Here is a 23,483-nt window from a genome sequence, read left to right as displayed (position 1 = left end):
TCAGCGAACTCCGGTGAATGAACGTCACGGGTGGAGGAGTGCTGTGGGTGTGGGTGCGAGTGTGAGTGACTACGCGGTACGGGCCGAAGGGCTCGAAAAGAGGTACGGGGAGAAGCGCGCCCTCGACGGCTTCGACCTCGCCGTGCGGGAGGGCACGGTGCACGGCCTGCTCGGGCCGAACGGCGCGGGCAAGACCACCGCCGTCCGCATCCTCTCCACGCTGGTCGCGCTGGACGGGGGAAGCGCGCGGGTCGCCGGTGTCGACGTGGCCTCGCGGCCGAGGGAGGTACGGGCGCGGATCGGGCTCGCCGGTCAGTACGCGGCACTGGACGAGGTGCTCACGGGCCGGCAGAACCTGGAGATGTTCGGGCGGCTGTTCCACCTGGGCGGGCGCAGGGCCCGGTCGCGCGCGACGGAACTGCTGGAGCAGTTCGACCTCACCGACGCCGCCGGCAAGGGGGTCGGGAAGTACAGCGGCGGTATGCGGCGGCGCCTCGACCTCGCCGCCTCGATGATCCTCACCCCGGCGGTGCTGTTCCTGGACGAGCCCACGACCGGGCTCGACCCCCGCGGGCGGGGGGAAGTGTGGGAAGCCGTACGGGCGTTGGTCTCCGGTGGCACCACCGTGCTGCTGACCACGCAGTACCTGGAGGAGGCCGACAGACTCGCCTCGCACATCACCGTGATCGACCAGGGGCGGGCCATCGCCGACGACACCCCGGACGGACTGAAGAACAGGGTGGGCGGCGACCGGATCGAGGTCGTCGTCGCCGAGCGGGCCGACATCGCGCGGGCGGTGAAGGTCGTCGCCCGCGTCTCGGACGGTGAACCGGAGGCGGATGAGACCGAGTTGCGGGTGCACGCGCCCGTCACCGACAGGGTCGCCGCGCTCACCGAGGTGGCGCGGACGCTCCAGGACGAGGGAGTGCGCGTGGAGGACATCGGACTGCGCAGGCCGAGCCTCGACGACGTGTTCCTGCGCCTGACCGGCCACCGCACGGACGCCGAGGTCGGCGCAGACAGCGACGGCGACGGCGACGGCGACGGCGACACGAAGGAGGTTGCGGCATGAGCCGCGTGAACGGAGTGACCGAGGTGACCGAGGTGACCGGGGCGGCCGGGGCGCAGGTCCTGGACCGCGGCCGTACGTACTGGGTGCTCGCCGACTGCTGGAACGTCGTCCGGCGCGGGCTCACCCACTACCAGCGGCAACCCATCAACATCGTCTGGCAGTTGGGCTTCCCGATCCTGTCCGTGCTGCTGTACGGATACGTCTTCGGCAGCGCGATGACGGTCCCGGGCGGCGGCGACTACCGGGACTTCCTGATGCCGGGCATGTTCGTGATGACGATGGCCTTCGGGTTCATCAACACGGCGACACTCGTCGTGTACGACTCCACGAAAGGGGTCATCGACCGGTTCCGTTCCATGCCGATGTCGCCGTCCGCAGTCGTCGCCGGGCGCGGGGTCACCGACCTCATCGTGGCCTGCGCGGAGCTGGCGATCCTGATGCTCACCGCGCTGGCCATGGGCTGGCGGCCGGACGGCGGCTTCGCCTTCCTGGGGGCGTTCGGGCTGCTGCTGTGGCTGCGGTTCGCGCTGATCTGGCTGGGGGTGTGGCTCGGTCTGCTGGTGCCCAACCCGGAGGCGGCGGGTGGCCTGTTCGCGGTCGCGTTCCCGTTGACGATGATCTCCAGCATCTTCGTCGCCCCGCAGCTGATGCCCGACTGGCTGGGCCACGTGGCCGCCTGGAACCCGATCTCGTCGACGGCCGCGGCCACCCGCGAACTCTTCGGTACGCCGGTGGGCGGCGGCGACACCTGGATCGAGCGGCACGCGCTGCTGATGGCGGGCGTGTGGCCGTTGGTCCTGACGCTGATCTTCGTTCCGATCGCGGTACGGAGATTCCAGAAGCTCAGTAAGTAGAGCGGCACGCGGTGCTGCGCGGTGCTGCGCGGTCCTGCGCGTTGCGTTGCGTTGCGCCGCGCGGCGTCGTGCGGTGTGCGGGGGCTCAAGTGTCCCGATTGCCGCACGACGCCTTGACGTGTCCACGAAGGATCCCTTCCATAGGGGTGCGTGGTGCGGTGGGAGCGCTCCCACCGCGTTCCGGACCCGCGTCTCTCTCGTCCCCCTCCGATCCCCCTCCGATCCCCGAGAGGAAGCAGCGACATGTTCCGCAGCTTGCGAAGAGCGCTGGGTGCTGCCGCCGCGGCGCTCCTGTTACCGCTGGCCGGAATCCAGGCCGGTGCCCAGGCCGCACACGCGGACACGGCAGCCGTCGTGGAATCCGCCGCGAAGGCCGCGGCCCCCGGAGCCGGTTACTGGCACACCAGCGGCCGGCAGATCCTGGACGCCGCGGGACAGCCGGTACGGATCGCCGGTATCAACTGGTTCGGGTTCGAGACGTCCAACAACGCCGTCCACGGGCTCTGGGCGCGCGACTACAAGAGCATGATCGACCAGATGAAGTCGCTCGGCTACAACGCCATCCGGCTGCCGTACAGCGACGACATCCTCAAGAGCGGTGCCGTGGCCAACAGCATCGACTTCTCCGGCGGGAAGAACGCCGACCTCCAGGGGCTCTCACCCCTCCAGATCATGGACAAGCTCGTGGCGTACGCGGGTCAGGACGGCCTGAAGGTCATCCTGGACCGCCACCGGCCGGACGCGGCGGGTCAGTCGGCGCTCTGGTACACCGCGGCGGTCCCCGAGACGACCTGGATCACCAACCTCAAGTCACTCGCCACCCGTTACAAGGGCAACCCGACGGTGATCGGCATCGACCTGCACAACGAGCCGCACGATCCGGCCTGCTGGGGCTGCGGCGACACGACGAAGGACTGGCGGCTCGCCGCCCAGCGCGCCGGGAACGCGGTCCTGTCCGCCAACTCCGAGCTGCTGATCTTCGTGGAGGGCGTGCAGACGGTCGACGGCGTGTCGGGCTGGTGGGGCGGCAACCTGATGGGGGTCGCGCAGTACCCCGTACAGCTGGATGTGCCCAACCGGGTGGTCTACTCGGCCCACGACTACGCCACCAGCGTCGCCCAGCAGAGCTGGTTCAGCGATCCGTCCTTCCCCGCCAACATGCCGGGCATCTGGGACAAGTACTGGGGCTACATCTTCAAGCAGAACATCGCCCCGGTGTGGGTCGGCGAGTTCGGTACGACACTCCAGTCGGCCGTCGACCAGAAGTGGCTCGCGGCCCTGGTCGACTACCTCCGCCCCACGAGCACGTACGGTGCCGACAGCGTCTCCTGGACCTTCTGGTCGTGGAACCCCAACTCCGGTGACACGGGCGGCATCCTGAAGGACGACTGGACGACCGTGGACACGGTGAAGGACGGCTACCTGGCGAGCGTCAAAGCACCGGGCTTCCCGGCGGAACCGGGCGGCGGCGACCCCGGCGATCCCGGTGACCCGGGAGGCGGCACGGCCGCCTGCACCGCCGCGTACACCGTCAGCAGCGACTGGGGAGGCGGCTTCAACGCCGAGGTGAAGGTGACCAACTCCGGCACGACCGCGCTCAAGTCCTGGAAGACGACGTGGACCTGGCCCGGCGCCCAGAAGGTCACCAGCATGTGGAACGCGTCGTACACCCAGACCGGCGCGACCGTGACCACCACGAACGCCGACCACAACGGGGCTGTGGCGGGGGGCGGTTCGGCGACGTTCGGATTCGGGGGAGCGCCGGGGGCCGGGGGTGCACCGAGCGTGGGCTGCACGGCTACGTGACGTTCTGACGGCCGCGTGACGGGGGCGCTCGGTGCTTGCCGGGCGCCCCTGTCGCCGAATTGCACCGGTTTAGGCATCAGCACCCCGAGGTCCGGAAACGACGTACAGCCGCACCATGTCGTCGGCGCTGTCCCCGTGGTGGTGGGGTGGGCCGGGACGTTCGGGGAGGTGCCAGCACTCCTCGTTGCGTGGAAGAGGCAGCCGATACCCGACCGCACGGGACCGCCTCGCCCACCGGCGCCAGCGAGCCTCGGCCGGGTTGGGCAGCCGCCGCCACACGTACGGGTCCGGCGCCCTTGCCTCCAACGAGAGTTCCCAGTCGCCCACCGCGTGACCGCCGGTGCGCGGGCGGGTGATCAGGCGGACCAAGGCGTCACGAACCGGCCGGAACACGGGGTCCCTCCGGGGCGGGGAGCGCGGGGAGTGCGAACCTCGCCCACACGCATTTCGTGTGCGGCTGCTGGGCGTGCCCCCAGCTGTGGGCGAGTTGCCCGACCAGGGTGAGTCCGCGTCCGCCTTCGGCGTCAGGGCCGTGCTCGCGGACCCTGGGGACCCGGTCCCGGTCGGGGTCGTGGACCTCAAGGAAGAGGTAGGCCTCCAGAAGTGTCAGCGTGACTCGAACCTGGGCGTGGGACACCCGGCAGTGGGCCACCGCGTTGGTTACGAGCTCGTTGGCGGAGAGGGTGATGTCGGCGGCGAGGTCGTCGGTGATGCCCCAACCCGCGAGGGTCTTGCGGACACGCTGGCGGGCGGTGGGGACGTGGCTTCTGTGGCCGGGGATGCGGAAGGTCTCGGACATGGGCATGGGGGACCCCGTTCTGACATGGCGTCAAGGTGGATGGCGTGACGGCGCCTTCATGAAGCTACGGTCAGATTTCGACCGTTAGCAACGTGATCGACTGAATACATTCACTCGTCCACTCGATCGAGTGACGCGTTCTAAGGAGCGGTGGCCTGTGTGGCATCGTTGCGAAAGGAGAGGGGAGGCCCCATGCCCGCAGGTGGACGGCCGACAGTGCGCAGCAGGCGTTTGGGCACGGCGCTCAGGCAGTACCGGCTCGCCGCGAAGCTTGACCAGCCGCAAGCGGCCGAGGTGATCGCGACAAGTCAGGCCAGGATCAGCCGCCTTGAAAGTGGGCACGTCACCGCTCGCGTCATCGAGGTGCGCCTGCTGTTGGATGCGTACGGGATCAGGGATCGGGAAGTCCGTGCCAAATTGGAGGACTTGGCCAAGCGCTCCAAGAACCGGGGCTGGTGGCTTGAGCACGCCGCGCATTTGCGGCCGGACTACATGGACCACATCGCCCTTGAGGACGACGCGACCTACATCCAGGAATGGCAGCAAGTGCTGGTGCCAGGGCTTCTGCAGACTCCGGCCTATACGGAGGCGGTCATCCAGACCAGCCCCGCCCACATGGCGCCCGAGCGCGTTGCCCAGTTGGTCGAGGTGAGGGAGGCCCGCCAGGCGAAGATCGAGGACGGCGGAGCGACGTACTCCGCCGTCATCTGGGAGGCAGTGATCACCCACCCTCTGGTGGGCCTTGAAGTCCACCAGCAGCAGCTCTCGGCCGTTCTTGCGGTGGGGAAGAGGAAGAACGTCACCGTGCAGGTGCTCCCGTTCAGCATGGGAGCGCTCGCCACCGTCACCTCGGCCTTCTCCACTTTCAGCTTTGACACCGAACCTGCGGTCCAAGCCGTGGCCCTGGAGAATCTGAGAGGTACATCGGTCCTTGAGGACCCGGAAGACCTCGCCGCTTACGCCAATATGTACGACCTACTACGATCGTCGGCACTGGCACCGGACGCGAGCGCGAAGCTCATCCGGGGCGTACTGCGGAACTTGAAGGAAGACGCATCGTGCCCGAGGCCATAGGCCCTTTCCGTAAGTCGTCGTACTCAGGAGCGGAGAGCAACTGCGTCGAGGTCGCCGACACGGCTGTCGGTGGCCGAGCCGTCCGCGACAGCAAGCGGTCGGACACCGGCCCCCTGCTCACAGTCTCCCGCGAGGGCTGGCAGGCGTTCCTCCGGCAGTTCGGCCAGGCCACCGTCTGAGCACCTGCGGGCGCCGCTTCGCACCTCAGCTTCGTCGCTTGCGTATCAGACGTTCCCGCAACTGCGCTCGGCGGTTCATTCGTGCGGGCGGGGCTTTCTGTGTCTGCCCCGGCCGGCCTTGAGTGGCTGGGGCTGAGGTGCTGACGCGGTCGGCGGTTCCTTCGCCGACGGGTGCAGGATGCGTCGCGTCTCGGCGAGGTTGGCCGCGAACCCGTACGGTTCCCAGGCGTACCCGTTCCACCGTTGGATGGCGCGGGGCGCGTCCGGGTTGAGGTGCGAGCCTTTGAGGCCGTCGCCGGACACGAGTGGTACCGCCCGCAGGCGCCCGATCTTCGCGTCACGGCGCTCGGCCCAGTCCGACAGCGACTCGTCGTCCATCGTGCTTCCCTGTGCTCCGGAGACTTCTGCCCCAGCAGCGTAGTGCGCCGCACGATGACGTCGCTCTCTTTCAGAGATGACTCCGGAGCCTGGCCACGTCGGTACGTTGACACCGATATGCCGATGGGGGCGCCCGGTGTTCTCCGGGCGTCCCCATCGTCGTACGGGAAGTGCGAGTTGTGCTTGTTGCGCGAGAAAAGGTCAGAGCTTCTCGATCACGTAGTCGATGCACTTCGTGAGCGCTTCTACGTCCGCCGGGTCGATCGCCGGGAACATCGCCACGCGGAGCTGGTTGCGGCCGAGCTTGCGGTAGGGCTCGGTGTCGACGATGCCGTTGGCGCGCAGGACCTTGGCGACGGCGGCGGCGTCCACGTCGTCCGAGAAGTCGATCGTGCCGATGACCTGCGAGCGCTTGGCCGGGTCGGTGACGAACGGGTTCGCGTACTTGACGTCCTCGGCCCAGCCGTAGAGCGTGCGCGAGGAGGTCGCCGTGCGGCGGACCGACCAGTCGAGGCCGCCCTGGCCGTTGATCCACTCAAGCTGGTCGTTCAGCAGGAAGAGGGTCGCGAGGGCCGGGGTGTTGTACGTCTGGTTCTTGCGGGAGTTGTCGATCGCCGTGGGGAGGCTGAAGAACTCCGGTACGTGTCGGCCGCTCGCGTGGATGCGCTCGGCGCGCTCGATCGCGGCCGGGGAGAAGATGCCGATCCACAGGCCGCCGTCCGCCGCGAACGACTTCTGCGGGGCGAAGTAGTAGACGTCCGTCTCCGCGATGTCGACCGGGAGGCCGCCCGCGCCGGAGGTGGCGTCCACGAGGACGAGCGAGCCCTCGTCGGCGTTCGCGACCCGCTTGATCGGGGCGGCGACACCGGTGGAGGTCTCGTTGTGGGTGAGGGCGTAGACGTCCACGCCGGACTGGGCCACCGGCTCCGGGTGCGTACCCGGCTCGGAGGTGATGACGTCCGGGTCGGCCAGCCAGGGCGCCAGCTTGGCCGCCTTGGCGAACTTCGACGAGAACTCGCCGAACGTCAGGTGCTGCGACTTGTTCTCGATCAGTCCGTGGGTCGCCACGTCCCAGAACGCGGTGGACCCGCCGTTGCCGAGGACGACCTCGTAGCCCTCGGGGAGCGAGAAGAGGCTGCTCACACCCTCTCGGACCTTGCCCACGAGGTTCTTGACCGGGGCCTGGCGGTGGGACGTGCCCATCAGGGACGTGCCCGTTGCGGCGAGCGCGGTGAGCGACTCCGTACGCACCTTGGAGGGGCCCGCGCCGAAACGGCCGTCGGCGGGCTTGAGGTCTGCGGGGATCTGGATATCAGCCACGACGGGAGCGTAGCCGGTTGGGGAAACGTGCGTGAAACGTCGTCCGTCGGATGAGACGCGCGGGGTGTCTTGACCGGCTGGTTCTCGCCCCCGCCGCCCCTACCCGTCCCGTCCCTTACCCGGGGCCGCGCCCCGAGCCCCCGGAACGTGGTCCGCCGCGGGTTCGGTGGGGGGCTTGTCGCGCAGTTCCCCGCGCCCCCGACGGGCGCCCCTGAAGGGGCCAGAAGGGGCCCTTTATCAGGGGCGCGGGGGCGGGGGCCCCAGGCTGTGACGCCGGTCAGCCCCGGGGCGCGGTCGGGGTGAAACGGACCGGCAGGGTGGTCAGGCTGCCCAGCCAGGGGGAGGGGCGGCGGACCAGGGCGGTGGCGGGGACCGCGAGGTCGAGGTCGGGGAGGCGGTCCAGGACCACCTCGATCGCCGTACGCGCGACCACCTCGGCGATCTCCTGCGCCGGGAACGGGCACCGGTGCTCCCCGTGTCCGAAGGAGAAGTGCGCGCTGTTCCCGCCGGGCAGGGCCGTGCCGTGGGTGCGGACGTGCGGGTCGTAGTTCGCGGCCTGGATACCGAGGAGCAGCAGATCCCCGGCGCGGACGGCGCGACCGCCGAGCCGGGCGTCGCGGGACGCCCAGCGGCCGGCCACGTTCTGGGCGGGGGTGTCCTCCCACAGGACCTCGTTCATGGCCTCGGCGACACTGCGCCGCCCGCCGAACAGCGAGGCGGCGAACCGCGCGTCCGTCAGCATCAGCCGCAGCGAGTTGCCGATCCAGCCCGCCGTCGGCTGCTGGCCCGCGGTCAGCATGACGATCAGGTCCTTGGCGATCTCCTCGTTCGTGAGGGCGGGGCCTGCCGCCGTACGTCCGGAGGCGAGCATGCGGCTGACCACGTCGTCCGCGGGCCGCACCGCCCGGTCTGCCACCAGCCGCGCCATGGACGCGGCCACGTGCAACTGCCCAGCGACGGCATCCTCGCGCCCGTCGACCATGTCGTTCAGGGCGGCGACGAGGCCCGGCCCCTGCTCGTCGGCGAATCCGTAGAGCGTCGCGAGGACGCGTACGGGGAGCAGGTCCGCGTAGCGCGCGACGAGGTCCGTCGTGCCGTCGGCGCACACGGCGTCGATCAGCTCGTCCGCGAGCCGTTCGGCGTGGGCGCGCAGCTCGAAGGGGTCGACGGCTTCGAGGGCGCCCCCGATCACCGCCACGCGCGCGCGATGACGTTCGCCGACGGTGTGCAGGACCGAGGAGTGCCCGCGTCCGATCATCGGCAGCAGCGGCCAGCCGGCGGGGACGCGCTGCCACTGGTTCCAGAGGCCGGAGTCACGGCTGAACAGCACGGGGTCCCCGGTGACCTGGTGCAGCTCGCGGTAGCCGAGGACGAGCCACGCCGGGATGTCCGCGTCGAGCAGCACCGGAGCCACCGCGCCGAACTCGCGTCGCAACTCCCGGTACAGGGCGGCGGGGTCGGACCGGAACCGAAGACCGTCGAGGTGTACGGGGTCGGGGGAGGGGGCCGGGCCGGGGTCCGGGCTCACCGGGTGGCCTCCCGGTCGGGACGTGCCCGGGAGGCGTCAGGCCGGTCGGAATCGGAATGTGCCCGGGAGGCGTCAGAGGTTGCGGAGTCCAACGAGCACCTGTTCCAGGATGTGAGGATCGGGACGGCCGCCGAGTTCGGCCCTGCGGGGGTGGCGGGCGCTGACGCGGCCCTCGGCGAGCAGGTCGCAGAGCAGGATCTTCGTGATGGTGACCGGCAGCCGAAGCTCGGCGGCGACCTCGGCGACGGCGGTGGGCCGCCCGGTGAGGCGCAGGATCGCCACGTGCTCCGACTGCATGCCCGGTACCGGATCGCACTCGGCGACGACCAGCGTCAGCAGGTCGAAGGGGGTGCCCGGCGCGGACCGGGTGCGCCCCTGGGTGAGCGTGTAGAGCCGGTCGGGCGCGTCGTCCCTGCCCGGGCGGCTCATGGCCTGCGTGGTGGCGCGCTCAGGTGTCCGTCGAGTTGTTCCACGAGCTGGCCCATGTTGTGCCCGACGAGCCCGGCGTCGGCCTCCTCGGCCGTGACCAGGGCCAGGTGCGCGCCCTCGCCCGCCTCGACGATGAACAGGATCCCGCCGTAGAACTCGGTCATCGCCGACCGTACGTTCCCGGTGCCGTCCCCGAACTGGAGGGAGGCCCCGTGGGACAGCGCCTGGATCCCGGCGGAGATGGCGGCGAGGTGGTCGGCCTGGTCGACGGAGAGTTCCGGCGTACTGCACAGCTTGAGGCCGTCCCGGGAGAGCACGAGCGCGTGCCGGGCGCCCGGAGTGCGCGCCAGCAGCCCCTGCACGAGCCAGCCGAGCTTCTCCTCGGTCGTCGACGTGGCGGAGGTGGCCGAGGTGATGTCGGTCGCCGAGGTGGTGCTGGTGGTGCCGGTGTGGACGGTCATGACGTCGGGTCGCCTTCCGGGTGGGGGGTGGCAGGGCTCGTACGGGCTTGTACGGGCTCGTCCGCCGGAGGGCGGCGCACGGCTTGGCGGAAGCTGTTGAAGCGGGTGGCGGGGTTCATCACGTCGTCGGGGGTGAGGTGGGAGGCCGCTCGGGAGGTCTCCCGGGAGGTCGCTCGGGATCCGGGTGTCCCGGTGCGGTCGGGGCCGTCCAGCCCTGTTTCCGCCGCGGCTTCCACGGTGGCGTTCACGGTGGCTTCGACCGCGGCCTCGGCCTCGGCCAGGGTGCGGCCGCGGTGACGCCTGGGGAGCAGCTCGGGGTGGTCGGAGTGGTCGGAGTGGTCGGAGTGGTCCGAGCGGTTGGACTGGCCGGGATGGCCGGGATGGACGGGTTGGTCGGCGGGCCGGGGTCGGAAACCGTGGGCCGGAACCGGCTCCGGGTCCAGGTCGGGGACCGCGTGGGAGGCGGCGTACGACCCGCGGGAGCCGGACCAGGGGAACTCCCCCGGGTCGTCCGCGTCGTCCCAGGGACCGGGGCGCGGGCCGGGGAAGGGCGATGAGGACCCCTGTACGACCGGGGCAACCGTGTTGGCCGGGTCCGCCGAGTCAGCCGCCGTCCCGGGGATGCGGTACGGGGTCTGCACCGGAGCCGGGGTCGGGGCCGGGACCGGGGCCGGGGGTGAAAAAGGTGCCCGGAACGGCGGCGGTGGCGTCGAAGTCGGCGCGGAGGTCGGCGTGGCTGCCCGTGCGGACGCAGAGGTAGAGGCGGACGCGGACGCAGACGCAGAGGCCGGAGCGGGGGCCGGAGCCGACGCCGGGGCCGCGAGGATGTCCTGCGGGATGCGGACCAGGACGCCCGTGCCGCCGCGCGCCGAAGGACGGAAGGAGACCGTCAGGCCGTACTTGAGGGCGAGTCGGCCGACGACCGTGAGGCCGAGCCGGGCGCCGGTGAGGCTGCCGAGCCCCGTCTGCGTACCGGAGACGGCGTGTTCGGCACGCCGCAGCTGTGCCTCGCCCATCACCAGGCCGCTGTCCTCCACGGAGACGACGACCCCGGCCGGTACCTCTTCCACGTAGACGTGCACTTCGGCCGTCGGCGGTGAGAAGTTCGCGGCGTTGTCGAGGATCTCGGCGAGAGCGTGCATCACGGCCTCGGCGGCGTGCCCGGCGACCGCCGCCTCGCTCGCCGAGTGGACGCGTACGCGCTGATAGCCGGCGATGCGGCCCATCGCGCCGCGCAGGATCGACTCCATGACGATGGGGCGTGCCCAGCGGCGGCCGGAGCGCGCGCCCGTGAGGACGGCGACGGAGTCGGCGAGACGGCCCGCCTGCGCGGTGCGGTGGTCGAGGTGGAGGAGGTCGGCGAGCACGTCCTCGTCGGCGTACCTCTCCTCCATGGCGCGCAGGTCGGCCAGCATGCTCGTGGCGAGGGCCTGGAGGCGGCCGGCCGTGTTGGCGGAGGCCGAGATCGCGGTGGCCCGGTCGGTTGTCGCCTGCCGCAGCTCGTCCGTCACGCGCGCGTTCTCGGCGCCGAGCCGGGCGCGCTCCCGGCCGAGTTCGGCGGCGAGTCGCACCTTGTGGTGGGCGTTCTGCTCGGCGAGTCGTGCGCGTTCCCGGGTGAACTCGTCGGTGAGCCGCTCGTGTTCCCTGGCGGATTCCTCCGTGAGGGCGGCCTTCTCCTGGAGTAATCGGCCGGCGTCCTGGGAGACCGCTTCGAGACGCCGGAGGAGTAATCGTGATGTCTGTGCGGCATGCCCGGCCACGGCCACGGCCGCGCACAGCAGGAGGAGTGCCGCGCCCAGGCCCCAGCCGAGGGGCGCGCGCGCCTGAGCCGGAGCCAGGGCGACCGCGGCTCCGACGGCGAAACCGGCCGGTACGGCTGTCAGGAGCGGAGCGACCGCGGCGGCACGCAGACGGGGGCGTGCGCTGCTGAGTTGTGCGAGGGACGGCCGATCTTTTGTGGGGCGCGCTTGCGAGGTGGGCGCGTTCATGAATCGTGTCCTCGGTCGTGTCCTGGGCGGGATGCGACACTTGGTGCTCAACTGGCGGTCACTATATGGGACTTCGTGATCGGAACGGGCACGTTCTGGCGCACTCTCACAATTCGTCCGCGAATCGCTGAGGAGCCGCCCCGGCGCGCAATGGGGCGCACGAAACGGAGCGGGCGCGGCCCGCTCGCGAACACCGGCCGGCCCTGGCTGCGGGCGCCGCTGCGGGACGGGCCCCGGTGACCCGTGAGGGGCGCGGGGAACTGCGTGCCCGGGTTACGGCGGGCTGGGGGCTGGGGGCCGGGGTGCGGGGGTCGGGGGCCGGGCGGGGGGTCCCGGTGGCCCCTGAGGGGCGCGGGGAACTGTGCGCCCGGCCACGACGCACCGGCGGTCGGGGTGTGGGCGGGAGGTTCCGGTCGCCCGTGAGGGGCCCGGGGAACTGCGCGACAGGCCACGACGGACCGGCAGCCGACCCCCAGCCACCTGGCATCCTCTCTCTCCGCGCCGCAGGCGCACACTCCCGTCCGCCCGCCCCGGGAAGGACATGCATGCTTGGCCATATGAAGGAAACGGATCTCGGGCAGCCGGAGCGCAGGGCGAAGTCGGAGCCGAAGCGGAAGCCGGAACCGAAGCCGAAGCCGAAGCCGAAGCCGGAGTCGGAGCGGGAGCGGGAGCGGGAGCCGGAGCCGCAACTGCGGCGCGAGTTGTACGCGGCGCTGGCCGGCGCCGTGCGCGGCGAGGTCGCGTTCGACGCGACCGCGCGAGCGCTCAACACCATGGACGCGTCCAACTACAGGCGCGTCCCCCTGGGCGTGGTCGCCCCGAGAGACGCCGACGACGTGGCGGCGGCCCTGTCCGTGTGCGCCGGACTCGGCGTACCGGTCGTGGCCCGCGGCGGCGGCACGTCGATCGCCGGACAGGCGACCGGCACGGGCGTGGTCCTCGACTTCACCCGCCACATGAACCGCGTCGAGTCGCTGGACGCCGAGACCCGCACGGCCGTGGTCCAGCCGGGAGTCGTCCTGGACCGTCTCCAGGAGGCCGCCGCACCGCACGGACTGCGCTTCGGGCCCGATCCCTCGACACACGGCCGCTGCACGCTCGGTGGAATGATCGGCAACAACTCCTGCGGCTCGCACTCGGTGGCGTGGGGCACCACGGCGGACAGCGTGCGCGAACTGTCCGTGCTCACCGCACGCGGCGACCGGCTCCGCCCCGGCCCCGGCTGGGCCGGCGCCCCCGACGGCCTACGGGCCCTGGTCGAGGGCGAGTTGAAGACACTCCGCACCGGCTTCCCTGCCCTCCCGCGCCGCATCTCCGGGTACGCGCTCGACGCACTGCTCCCCGAACGCGGCGCGGACGTGGCCCGCCTCCTCTGTGGCTCCGAGGGCACCCTCGGCATCCTCACGGAGGCGGTCGTACGCCTCGTCGAGGCACCCCGCGCGCGTGCGCTCGCCGTTCTCGCCTACGCCGACGAGAGTGCGGCGGCCGAAGCGGCCGCCGGGCTGCTGCCGCACGGCCCGCTGACGGTGGAGGGGATGGCGGCCGACCTCGTACCGCCGGACGCGGGGCTGCCCCGAGGCGGCGCCTGGCTGTTCGTGGAGACGGGCGGCGACACGGCGGCGCAGGCACGCGCGCGTGCCGAGGCGATCGCCCGCGCGGCGGACGTGACGGAGTCCCTGGTCGTCACCGACCCCGCCACGCAGCGCACCCTGTGGCGCATCCGCGAGGACGCGAGCGGCACGGCGACCCGGATGCCGGACGGTACCGAGGCCTGGCCCGGCTGGGAGGACTGCGCGGTGCCGCCGGCCCGGCTGGGCGCGTACCTCCGGGACTTCCGGAACCTGTTGACGTCCCACGGGCTGCGCGGGGCGCCCTACGGCCACTTCGGGGACGGCTGCATCCACGTACGCATCGACTTCGACCTGCTGACACCCGCGGGCGTGGGCCGCTTCCGCGCCTTCTCGGAGGAACTGGCCGAGCTGGTCGTCTCGCACGGCGGCTCGCTGTCGGGGGAGCACGGGGACGGACAGGCACGGGCCGAACTGCTGCCGAAGATGTACGGGGCCCAAGTCGTCGGCCTTTTCGAGCGGGTGAAGGACCTCTGGGACCCGGACGGCCTGCTCAACCCCGGCACGCTGGTCAGGCCGCACCGGCTGGACGAGAACCTGCGGTTCGCGGTCCTCCCGCGCGAACCCGTGGACGTCGAGTTCGGCTACCCGGCCGACGGCGGGGACTTCGCGGCGGCGGTACGCCGATGCGTCGGCGTGGCCAAGTGCCGCACCGCGACAGCAGGGGGTTCCTCGGTCATGTGCCCGTCCTTCCGGGTCACCGGCGAGGAGGAGCACTCCACGCGGGGGCGCGCGCGGCTGCTGCACGAGATGCTGGCCGGTGAGGTGATCACGGACGGCTGGCGCTCCACGGAGGTCCGCGACGCGCTGGACCTCTGCCTGTCCTGCAAGGGCTGCCGCACGGACTGCCCGGTCGGCGTCGACATGGCCACGTACAAGGCGGAGTTCCTGCACCACCACTACGAAGGGCGCAGGCGGCCGGCGGCGCACTACGCGATGGGGTGGCTGCCGTTGTGGCTGCGGCTGGTGGACCGCACCCGTACGGCGCGGCTGGTCAACTTCCTCGCCTCGGTACGGTCGTTGGCGTCACTCGCCAAACGGCTGGGCGGCATCGCGCCGGAGCGGGAGATCCCGCGGGTGGCGGGGGAGACGTTCAGCCGGTGGTGGGCCCGCGGCGGCGGGACGCGCACCGGGTCCGCCGGGCAGCTGGATGCCGGTGGTCCGCCCCGCCCGACGGTCGTCCTCTGGCCTGACACCTTCACGGAGCACCTGTCCCCGTCCGTCGGCAAGGCGGCCGTACGGGTCCTGGAGGCGGCGGGCCTGAACGTGACACCCGTGACCGCCGGCGGCCGACCGTCCTCCCGCGATCCGGGGGTCTGCTGCGGCCTGACCTACGTCTCGACGGGACAACTGGACCGCGCCCGTACGGTGATGCGCCGCACACTCGACCTGATGGACCGGCTCGTGGACCCACTTCTGGACCCACTCCTGGACCCGGCGTCCGCTTCGGGACCCCCGCCCGTCGTCGTCCTCGAACCGAGCTGTGCGGCGGCCCTGCGTACGGATCTGCCGGAGCTGCTGCCCGACGATCCTCGCGCGCGGCGCCTGGCGGCGGCGGTGGTGACGTTCGCGGAGGCACTGGAACGCCACGCCCCGCACTGGACGCCCCCGCGTCTGGACCGCCCGGTCGTGGGCCAGACCCACTGCCATCAGCACGCGGTCCTGGGAGACGCGGCGGACCGCCGCCTGCGCGAGGCGGCGGGCCTGACCGGCACCCTGGCGGGCGGGTGCTGCGGCCTCGCGGGCAACTTCGGTTTCGAGAAGGGCCACTACGACGTGTCGACCGCCTGCGCCGAGGAACAACTGCTCCCGGCGGTCCGCGAGGCCCCCGACGGCACCGTCATCCTGGCCGACGGCTTCTCCTGCCGCACCCAACTGCACCAGACGTCGAGGACACGGGCCCACCACTTGGCAGAGGTACTGGCAGAAGGCCTACCAACCTCCTGACTGCCCCCCACCCCCACCCCTCCCCTTAAGGGGCGCGGGGAACGGCGCGCCCAGCCCCGACGAACCCGCACCCCGCCACGACCCCCACCCCTCCCCCCTAAGGGGCGCGGGGAACGGCGCGCCCAGCCCCGACGAGCCCGCACTCCGCCACGACTCCCACCCCTCCCGCCTAGGGGCGCGGGGAACGGCGCGCCCAGCCCCGACGAGCCCGCACTCCCCCACGACCCCCACCACCTAAGGGGCAACCCGCCCTCAGGGGCACCCCCACTCCCGGCGGGCCCCCGCAGCCCGCAGACGCGCACCGTAAGCTGCAAACCGGCTTCACAACCCTGACCAAGTCCATTACCCTGGACTGGCCAGTCCATCACGATGTACGAAACGTGCACCCACCGAACTTCCTGGACGCCCCGTGACCATCCCCCGCGCCGACCAACCCCTCCAGGTCGCCGACCCCGCCACCACCGCGGCGAACCCGGACCCCACGTCCGAACCCACCGCCGCGGCCCCCCGAGGCATACGCGCCCTGGGCCCGGTGGGCCTGGTACTGGCCGGAGGCATCAGCGTCCAGTTCGGCGGCGCCCTCGCCGTGAGCCTCATGCCGCGCGCCGGAGCGCTCGGCGTGGTCACGCTCCGCCTCGCGGTCGCCGCGATCGTGCTGATGGTGATCTGCCGGCCCAGACTGCGCGGGCACTCGCGCGCCGACTGGGGCACAGTCCTCGTCTTCGGCCTCACGATGGCCGCGATGAACGGCCTCTTCTACCAGTCGGTGGCCCGTATCCCGCTGGGCCCCGCCGTCACCCTCGAAGTGCTCGGCCCACTGATCCTCTCGGTGGTCACCTCGCGCCGCGCCGTCAACCTCGTCTGGGCCGGCTTCGCCCTCGGCGGTGTCTTCCTGCTGGGCGGCGGAGGCTTCAGCACCCTCGACCCGGCCGGCGTCGCCTTCGCCCTGTCGGCAGGCGCCATGTGGGCCGCGTACATCGTCTTCAGCGCGCGTACGGGGCGTCGCTTCCCGCAGGCCGACGGGCTGGCGCTGGCGATGGTGGTCGCGGCCGTGGCGTTCCTGCCCCTGGGCCTCGTCGAGTCGGGCGGCAGGCTCCTGGACCCGACCACGGTCGCCCTGGGCTCCGCCGTCGCGATCCTGTCCTCCGTCCTCCCGTACACGCTGGAACTCCTCGCCCTGCGCCGGATGCCCGCCTCCACCTTCGCGGTCATGATGAGCCTGGAACCGGCCGTCGCCTCGATCGCCGGCTTCCTGGTGCTGAGCCAGACGCTGTCCGTCACGGAGGGGCTCGCGATCGGCCTGGTCATCGCGGCGAGCATGGGAGCCGTACGTACCCAGGTGGGCCGGGGCAGGGCCAAGAACGTGGGCTAGGTGTATCGCCCTGCGAGGTCACGGACGCGGCCGGCGCGTCCACCTCGGAGTCGGCGGTGGCGCGGGCCATGACCTTGTGCAGGTCGTCCATCACGCTCTGACTCTGGCCCTGGCCCTGACTCTGGCCCTGACTCTGGCTCTGCGGGGCGCGACAATTTGCGTGCGTGCGTGCGTGCGTGCGTTCCCGGTGCCCGTACCGATCAATGCAGGCACGTCAACCAATGCAAGCACGCTTGATTGTTTCTCTGCCCGCTGCCATGCTCCAGAACGCACCGCACACCGTCGTGCCCCGAGGGGAGCGCCATCGTGTCCGACCCGTCGTCCGTGATCGACGATCTGAGCCGGGAGAGCGAGCAACTCGACGACCTGGTAGGTGAGTTGGCGGAGGAGCGCTGGGCGCTCGCCACCCCGGCCCCGAGGTGGACCGTCGCCCACCAGATCGCGCACCTCGCCTGGACCGACCGGTCCGCCCTGCTCGCCGTGACCGACGCGGCGGCCTTCGCGCAGGAGGTCCAGAAGGCGCTGGCCTCGCCCGACGGCTTCGTGGACGAGGGCGCGGAACAGGGGGCGGCGCTGCCCCCGGCCCGGCTCCTCGCCGAATGGCGCGCCGGGCGACAGGCACTGGAGAAGGCGCTGCGGGCGGCACCCGCCGGAACGCGTTTCCCCTGGTACGGGCCGCCCATGTCGGTCGCCTCCATGGCGACGGGCCGGCTCATGGAGACCTGGGCCCACGGCCAGGACATCGCGGACACACTGCAGGTGACGAGGCCACCCACCGACCGCCTCCGGCATGTGGCGCGCATCGGTGTGCGGGCCCGGAACTTCGCCTTCGGGGTACGGGGACTCACCCCGCCCGAGGAGGAGTTCCGCGTCGAACTCACCGCACCCTCGGGCGAGGTGTGGACGTACGGCCCCGAGGGCGCCGCCCAGCGCGTCACCGGCCCCGCCCTCGACTTCTGCCTCCTCGTCACCCAGCGGGCGAACCGCGCCGACCTCGCGGTACGGGCGGAAGGCCTCGACGCCGACCGCTGGCTGGACATCGCCCAGGCCTTCGCGGGCCCGCCCGGCACGGGCCGCGCACCGAAGGGGACCGCGGAATGACCGGCGGCCCCACCGGCGACTTCCCTGTCGGCGATCCCACCACCGGCCGCCCCACCGGCGCCACGACCTCCGGCACGACGACCGGGACGCCGACCGGCACGCCGACCGGGACGGCCGCCAACGCACCCGGCCCGGCACTTGGTCCGGCACCCGGCCCCGCGCCGGGGCCGGTCACCCGCCCCCTCCGCATAGGCAACGCCTCCGGCTTCTACGGCGACCGCTTCGACGCCATGCGCGAGATGCTCACCGGCGGCCCGCTGGACGTCCTGACCGGCGACTATCTCGCCGAACTGACCATGCTCATCCTCGGCCGCGACCGCCTGAAGAACCCGGCCGGCGGCTACGCGCGCACCTTCCTGCGCCAGTTGGAGGAGTGCCTCGGTCTCGCACACGAGCGGGGCGTACGGATCGTGGCCAACGCCGGTGGCCTCAACCCGGCCGGACTGGCCGACGCCGTACGGGAGCTGGCGGCCCGGCTCGGCATACCGGCGCGGGTCGCCCACGTCGAGGGCGACGACCTCACCGCCCGGTACCCCGGGCCCGGGAACCTCGCCGCGCACGCCTACCTCGGCGGCGGAGGCGTCGCCGCCTGTCTGCGCGAGGGCGCGGACATCGTCGTCACCGGCCGGGTCACCGACGCCGCCCTGGTCACCGGGCCCGCGGTCGCCCACTTCGGCTGGGCGCCGGACGCCTACGACCGCCTCGCGGGAGCCGTCGTCGCCGGGCACGTACTGGAGTGCGGCACACAGGCCACCGGCGGCAACTACGCCTTCTTCGCCGAGCACGACCCGGCCCGGCTGCACCACCCGGGCTTCCCGGTCGCCGAACTCCACGAGGACGGCACGAGCGTCATCACCAAGCACGACGGCACCGGCGGCGTCGTGGACCTCGGCACGGTCACCGCCCAGCTCCTGTACGAGACGGCGGGCGCCCGGTACGCGGGACCCGACGTCACCGCCCGCCTCGACTCGGTCCGCCTCACCCAGGAGGGGCCCGACCGCGTACGGATCGCGGGTGCGCGGGGCGAGGCGCCGCCCCCCACGCTCAAGGTAGGGCTCAACCGGCTCGGCGGTTTCCGCAACGAGGTCGTCTTCGTGCTGACCGGACTCGACATCGAGGCGAAGGCCGCGTTCGTACGGGCCCAGCTGGATGCCGTGCTGATGGCGGCCAAGTCCCGCCCGGCCGGGATCCGCTGGGAACTCGCCCGCACCGAGCACCCCGACGCGCCCACCGAGGAGACCGCGAGCGCCCTGCTCCGGCTCGTCGTGCGCGACCCCGACCAGGACGCCGTGGGCCGCACCCTCAGCGGAGCCGCCATCGAACTGGCCCTCGGCAGCTACCCCGGATTCCATGTGCTGGCACCACCTGGAAAGGGTGCCCCATACGGCGTCTTCGAGGATGTGTACGTCCCCCAGGTGGACGTGGACCATGCGGCGGTCCTCCACGACGGGCGCCGGATCACTGTGTCGCCGGCCCACGACACCCTCGTACTCCAGCCTCTCGCGCCCTCTCAGCAACCGCCCCTGCCCGAACCCCTCCCGCCAGGGTCCGCCGTGCGCCGCGCACCCCTCGGTCTAGTCGCCGGGGCCCGCAGCGGTGACAAGGGCGGGAACGCCAACGTCGGCGTCTGGGTGCGCACGGACGACGCCTGGCGCTGGCTCGCCCACACCCTCACCACCGACCGGCTGCGCGAACTCCTGCCGGAGACGGCCGGCCTGACCGTCGTACGCCACGTCCTGCCCAACCTGCGCGCCCTGAACTTCGTCGTCGAGGGGATCCTCGGGGAGGGCGTCGCCGCGCAGCACCGCTTCGACCCGCAGGCCAAGGCCCTCGGCGAATGGCTGCGCTCCCGCCACCTCGACATACCGGAGGTACTGCTGTGACGGTCCTGGCGTCCGCGCTGGACACCTCCGGCGCCGACTACGCGGCCCACCGCGAGACCATGCTCGGCAAGCTCGCCGACCTCGACACCGAGCACGCCAAGGCCCTCGCGGGCGGCGGCGAGAAGTACGTGGCCCGGCACCGGAAGCGCGGCAAACTGCTCGCACGCGAACGCATCGAACTGCTCCTGGACCCCGACACACCGTTCCTCGAACTGTCGCCGCTCGCCGCCTGGGGGAGTGACTACGCCGTCGGCGCCTCGCTCGTCACAGGCATCGGTGTCGTCGAGGGCGTCGAGTGCCTGATCACAGCCAACGACCCGACCGTACGCGGCGGCGCCAGCAACCCCTGGAGCCTGAAGAAGGCCTTGCGGGCCAACGACATCGCGTACGCGAACCGTCTCCCGAGCATCAGCCTCGTCGAGTCGGGCGGCGCCGATCTGCCCTCCCAGAAGGAGATCTTCATCCCCGGGGGCGCCATCTTCCGGGACATCACCCGCCTCTCGGCGGCCGGTATCCCGACCGTCGCCGTCGTCTTCGGCAACTCGACCGCCGGGGGCGCGTACATCCCCGGCATGTCCGACCACGTGATCATGGTCAAGGAGCGTGCGAAGGTCTTCCTCGGCGGCCCGCCGCTGGTGAAGATGGCCACCGGCGAGGAGAGCGACGACGAGTCCCTGGGCGGTGCCGAGATGCACGCGCGCGTGTCGGGTCTCGCCGACTACTTCGCCGTCGACGAGCGGGACGCCCTGCGGCAGGCGCGGCGCGTGGTCGCCCGCCTGGGCCACCGCAAGGCGTATGCCGATCCGGCACCGGCCGAGCCGCCCAAGTACGACCCCGAGGAGCTGCTGGGCATCGTCCCCGGCGACCTCAAGCACCCCTTCGACCCACGCGAGGTCGTCGCCCGGATCGTCGACGGCTCCGACTTCGACGAGTTCAAGCCCCTCTACGGGACGAGCCTGACGACCGGCTGGGCGAGCCTGCACGGCTATCCCGTCGGCATCCTCGCCAACGCGCGCGGCGTGCTCTTCAGCGAGGAGTCACAGAAGGCCGCCCAGTTCATCCAGCTGGCCAACCAGCGCGACATCCCGCTGCTCTTCCTGCACAACACCACCGGCTACATGGTCGGCAAGGAGTACGAGCAGGGCGGCATCATCAAGCACGGCGCGATGATGATCAACGCGGTGAGCAACAGCCGCGTCCCGCATCTGTCCGTCCTCATGGGCGCCTCCTACGGAGCGGGCCACTACGGCATGTGCGGGCGGGCGTACGACCCGCGTTTCCTCTTCGCCTGGCCCAGCGCGAAGTCCGCCGTCATGGGCCCGCAACAACTCGCCGGAGTCCTGTCGATCGTCGCCCGGCAGTCCGCCGCCGCGAAGGGACAGCCGTATGACGACGACGCCGACGCGGCCCTGCGCGCCATGGTGGAGCAGCAGATCGAGTCCGAGTCCCTGCCGATGTTCCTGTCCGGGCGGCTCTACGACGACGGCGTCATCGACCCGCGCGACACCCGAACCGTCCTCGGCCTGTGCCTGTCCGCCATCCACACGGCCCCCTACGAGGGCGTGCGCGGCGGCTTCGGCGTCTTCCGGATGTGAGAGGTCGGGTGAGCAGTCCTATGAGGGGTTCCATGATTTCGAGTCTGCTGGTCGCCAACCGCGGTGAGATCGCCTGCCGGGTCTTCCGCACCTGCCACGAGCTGGGCATCCGTACCGTCGCCGTGTACTCGGACGCCGACGCGAACGCCCTCCACACGCGCGTGGCCGACACCGCCGTACGCCTGCCGGGCACATCCCCCGCCGACACGTACCTGAGGGGCGACCTGATCGTGCGGGCCGCCGTCGCGGCCGGCGCCGACGCCGTCCACCCCGGTTACGGCTTCCTCTCCGAGAACGCCGACTTCGCACGGGCCGTCCTCGACGCGGGCCTCGTCTGGGTCGGACCGTCCCCCGAGGCGATCGGGGCAATGGCCTCCAAGACCCGCGCCAAGGAGCTGATGGCCGCCGCCGGGGTGCCGTTGCTCGCCCCCCTGGACCCCGACGCCGTGACCGAGGGAGACCTGCCGGTCCTGGTGAAGGCGTCGGCGGGCGGTGGCGGACGCGGCATGCGGGTCGTCCGCGAACTCGCCGACCTGAAGAGCGAGTTGGAGGCCGCGTCGGCCGAGGCGGAGAGCGCCTTCGGGGACGGTACGGTCTTCGTGGAGCCGTACGTCGAGCACGCGCGACACGTCGAGGTGCAGATCGTCGCCGACGGTCACGGCACCGTCTGGGCCCTCGGCACCCGCGACTGCTCCCTCCAGCGCCGCCACCAGAAGGTCATCGAGGAGGCCCCCGCGCCGGGCCTCGGCCCCCAGGTGGAGGAGCGCCTGCTCTCGGCGGCGACGGCCGCCGCCCGTACGATCGCCTACACGGGCGCCGGCACGGTGGAGTTCCTGGTCTCCGAGGACAGTGACTCCGGGGACCGCGTCCACTTCCTGGAGATGAACACCCGCCTCCAGGTCGAACACCCGGTGACGGAAGCCGTGTTCGGGACCGACCTGGTCGCCCTGCAACTGCGCGTCGCCGAGGGCGGCACCCTGGACGGCGATCCCCCGGCCCCGTCCGGCCACGCGATCGAGGCCCGCCTCTACGCCGAGGACCCCTCCCAGGACTGGGCCCCGCAGACCGGCACCCTGCACCGGCTGTCCGTACCCGGCGTCCGCCTGGACACCGGCTACGGCGACGGCGACACGATCGGCGTCCACTACGACGCCATGCTCGCCAAGGCCGTCGCCCACGCGCCCACCCGCGCGGAGGCGATCCGCAGACTCGCCGGAGCCCTGGAGCGGGCGACCGTCCACGGCCCGGTCACCAACCGCGACCTCCTCGTACGCTCCCTGCGACACGAGGAATTCACGGCGGCCCGGATGAACACGGCCTTCTACGCACGCCACCTCGCCGACCTCACCAAGGCCACCCCGGACCCGTACGCCCCCCTGGCCGCCGCACTCGCCGACGCGCACGGCCGCTCGCGGTTCGGCGGCGGCTGGCGGAACCTGCCCTCGCAGCCGCAGAGCAGGCGCTACCTCGTGGCGGGTGAGGAGCACGAGGTCCACTACCGGCACACCCGGCAGGGCCCGGCCGCCGACGGCGTCCACGTGGTCCAGGCCGGTGCGGACCTCGTCGTACTCGACATAGCGGGCGTACGCCGTAAGTTCGCGGTGTCCCGGTACGGCGACCGGGTGCACGTGAACGACACCACGCTCACGGCCCTCCCCCGCTTCCCCGCCCCCGAGCCCGACCACGCCCCCGGCTCCCTGCTGGCCCCCATGCCCGGCACGGTGGTCCGCGTCGCGGAAGACCTCACGGAGGGAACCCCGGTCCAGGCGGGCCAGCCCTTGATCTGGCTGGAGGCGATGAAGATGGAACACAAGATCACCGCCCCGGCGGCCGGAACCCTGACGGCCCTGCACGCCGCTCCCGGCCAACAGGTGGAGGTGGGCACCTTGTTGGCGGTCGTCGAGCCCACATAGGGGCGCCCCCATAGGAGCGCCCACACAGGGGCGCGGGGAACGGCGCAATCTTTCGCCCTTTGCTTTTCGCTTTCAGGGGCGCGGGGAACGGCGCAATCTTTTGCCTTTCGCCTTCAGGGGCGCGAGGAACTGCGCGACAAGCCACGACGCACCCGC

18 protein-coding genes are annotated in these 23,483 nt (G+C 71.8%); 11 read left to right on the top strand and 7 right to left on the bottom strand.

Annotated elements, in window-relative coordinates; translation table 11 throughout:
- Positions 1-61 precede the first annotated feature (61 nt).
- The 3 genes from ACIOKD_RS15375 to ACIOKD_RS15365 all read left to right on the top strand — a co-directional run bounded on the left by ACIOKD_RS15375 (position 62) and on the right by ACIOKD_RS15365 (position 3,732).
- Positions 62-1,072: an ATP-binding cassette domain-containing protein gene (locus ACIOKD_RS15375; RefSeq protein WP_402083561.1), complete on the top strand. Its 1,011-nt coding sequence runs from the start codon at positions 62-64 to the stop codon at positions 1,070-1,072.
- The gene (locus tag ACIOKD_RS15370) at positions 1,069-1,926 is read left to right on the top strand and encodes an ABC transporter permease (RefSeq protein ID WP_402083320.1); all 858 of its coding nucleotides are present in this window, start codon (positions 1,069-1,071) and stop codon (positions 1,924-1,926) included. Before ACIOKD_RS15375 ends, ACIOKD_RS15370 begins: the two co-directional genes overlap by 4 nt.
- A 243-nt stretch (positions 1,927-2,169) precedes the next feature.
- The gene (locus ACIOKD_RS15365; RefSeq protein WP_402083317.1) at positions 2,170-3,732 is read left to right on the top strand and encodes a cellulase family glycosylhydrolase; all 1,563 of its coding nucleotides are present in this window, start codon (positions 2,170-2,172) and stop codon (positions 3,730-3,732) included.
- A gap of 373 nt (positions 3,733-4,105) precedes the next feature.
- On the opposite strand, the gene ACIOKD_RS15360 is transcribed toward ACIOKD_RS15365, so the two are convergent.
- On the bottom strand, positions 4,106-4,537 hold the full coding sequence (locus ACIOKD_RS15360) for an ATP-binding protein (protein WP_402083313.1): 432 nt from the start codon (positions 4,535-4,537) through the stop codon (positions 4,106-4,108).
- A 186-nt stretch (positions 4,538-4,723) separates the two neighbouring features.
- On the opposite strand from ACIOKD_RS15360, the gene ACIOKD_RS15355 reads away from it, so the two are divergent.
- Both ACIOKD_RS15355 and ACIOKD_RS15350 read left to right on the top strand, forming a co-directional pair.
- The gene (locus ACIOKD_RS15355) at positions 4,724-5,605 is read left to right on the top strand and encodes a helix-turn-helix transcriptional regulator (RefSeq protein WP_402083558.1); all 882 of its coding nucleotides are present in this window, start codon (positions 4,724-4,726) and stop codon (positions 5,603-5,605) included.
- Positions 5,590-5,784, top strand: a complete 195-nt coding sequence (locus tag ACIOKD_RS15350) for a DUF397 domain-containing protein (protein WP_402083311.1) — start codon at positions 5,590-5,592, stop codon at positions 5,782-5,784. The genes ACIOKD_RS15355 and ACIOKD_RS15350 overlap by 16 nt, the downstream gene beginning before the upstream one ends.
- Positions 5,785-5,859: 75 nt before the next feature.
- Here the strand turns inward: ACIOKD_RS15350 and ACIOKD_RS15345 are convergent, their stop codons facing one another.
- The 6 genes from ACIOKD_RS15345 to ACIOKD_RS15320 all read right to left on the bottom strand — a co-directional run bounded on the left by ACIOKD_RS15345 (position 5,860) and on the right by ACIOKD_RS15320 (position 11,888).
- Positions 5,860-6,162 (bottom strand): DUF6087 family protein, encoded by a 303-nt coding sequence (locus ACIOKD_RS15345; RefSeq protein ID WP_402083308.1) that lies wholly within the window; start codon positions 6,160-6,162, stop codon positions 5,860-5,862.
- Between the two features lie 201 nt (positions 6,163-6,363).
- Positions 6,364-7,482, bottom strand: a complete 1,119-nt coding sequence (gene serC / locus ACIOKD_RS15340) for a phosphoserine transaminase (protein ID WP_402083305.1) — start codon at positions 7,480-7,482, stop codon at positions 6,364-6,366.
- A gap of 277 nt (positions 7,483-7,759) precedes the next feature.
- Positions 7,760-9,010, bottom strand: a complete 1,251-nt coding sequence (locus ACIOKD_RS15335; RefSeq protein WP_402083303.1) for a cytochrome P450 — start codon at positions 9,008-9,010, stop codon at positions 7,760-7,762.
- A 72-nt stretch (positions 9,011-9,082) separates the two neighbouring features.
- Positions 9,083-9,439, bottom strand: a complete 357-nt coding sequence (locus tag ACIOKD_RS15330; RefSeq protein ID WP_402083300.1) for a DUF742 domain-containing protein — start codon at positions 9,437-9,439, stop codon at positions 9,083-9,085.
- Complete coding sequence (locus ACIOKD_RS15325) at positions 9,436-9,900, bottom strand: roadblock/LC7 domain-containing protein (protein WP_402083297.1); 465 nt, start codon at positions 9,898-9,900, stop codon at positions 9,436-9,438. Before ACIOKD_RS15325 ends, ACIOKD_RS15330 begins: the two co-directional genes overlap by 4 nt.
- A complete protein-coding gene (locus tag ACIOKD_RS15320; RefSeq protein ID WP_402083295.1) occupies positions 9,897-11,888 on the bottom strand; it encodes a sensor histidine kinase in 1,992 nt (663 codons plus the stop codon). Before ACIOKD_RS15320 ends, ACIOKD_RS15325 begins: the two co-directional genes overlap by 4 nt.
- 557 nt (positions 11,889-12,445) lie before the next feature.
- Here ACIOKD_RS15320 and ACIOKD_RS15315 point away from each other — a divergent pair.
- From ACIOKD_RS15315 to ACIOKD_RS15290, 6 genes are all read left to right on the top strand, one after another.
- The gene (locus tag ACIOKD_RS15315) at positions 12,446-15,463 is read left to right on the top strand and encodes an FAD-linked oxidase C-terminal domain-containing protein (RefSeq protein WP_402083292.1); all 3,018 of its coding nucleotides are present in this window, start codon (positions 12,446-12,448) and stop codon (positions 15,461-15,463) included.
- Between the two features lie 409 nt (positions 15,464-15,872).
- Positions 15,873-16,835 (top strand): EamA family transporter, encoded by a 963-nt coding sequence (locus ACIOKD_RS15310; protein ID WP_402083289.1) that lies wholly within the window; start codon positions 15,873-15,875, stop codon positions 16,833-16,835.
- Between the two features lie 306 nt (positions 16,836-17,141).
- Positions 17,142-17,936 (top strand): TIGR03084 family metal-binding protein, encoded by a 795-nt coding sequence (locus tag ACIOKD_RS15305; protein ID WP_402083285.1) that lies wholly within the window; start codon positions 17,142-17,144, stop codon positions 17,934-17,936.
- The gene (locus tag ACIOKD_RS15300; RefSeq protein WP_402083282.1) at positions 17,933-19,819 is read left to right on the top strand and encodes an acyclic terpene utilization AtuA family protein; all 1,887 of its coding nucleotides are present in this window, start codon (positions 17,933-17,935) and stop codon (positions 19,817-19,819) included. The genes ACIOKD_RS15305 and ACIOKD_RS15300 overlap by 4 nt, the downstream gene beginning before the upstream one ends.
- Positions 19,816-21,414 (top strand): acyl-CoA carboxylase subunit beta, encoded by a 1,599-nt coding sequence (locus ACIOKD_RS15295; protein WP_402083280.1) that lies wholly within the window; start codon positions 19,816-19,818, stop codon positions 21,412-21,414. Before ACIOKD_RS15300 ends, ACIOKD_RS15295 begins: the two co-directional genes overlap by 4 nt.
- A 32-nt stretch (positions 21,415-21,446) precedes the next feature.
- Positions 21,447-23,327, top strand: a complete 1,881-nt coding sequence (locus ACIOKD_RS15290; protein WP_402083277.1) for an acetyl/propionyl/methylcrotonyl-CoA carboxylase subunit alpha — start codon at positions 21,447-21,449, stop codon at positions 23,325-23,327.
- The last annotated feature ends 156 nt before the right edge of the window (positions 23,328-23,483 follow it).

Origin of the sequence: Streptomyces sp. NPDC087844 (assembly GCF_044742785.1) — a bacterium.
Taxonomy (GTDB): domain Bacteria; phylum Actinomycetota; class Actinomycetes; order Streptomycetales; family Streptomycetaceae; genus Streptomyces.
This window is presented reverse-complemented; position numbering and strand designations above follow the sequence as displayed.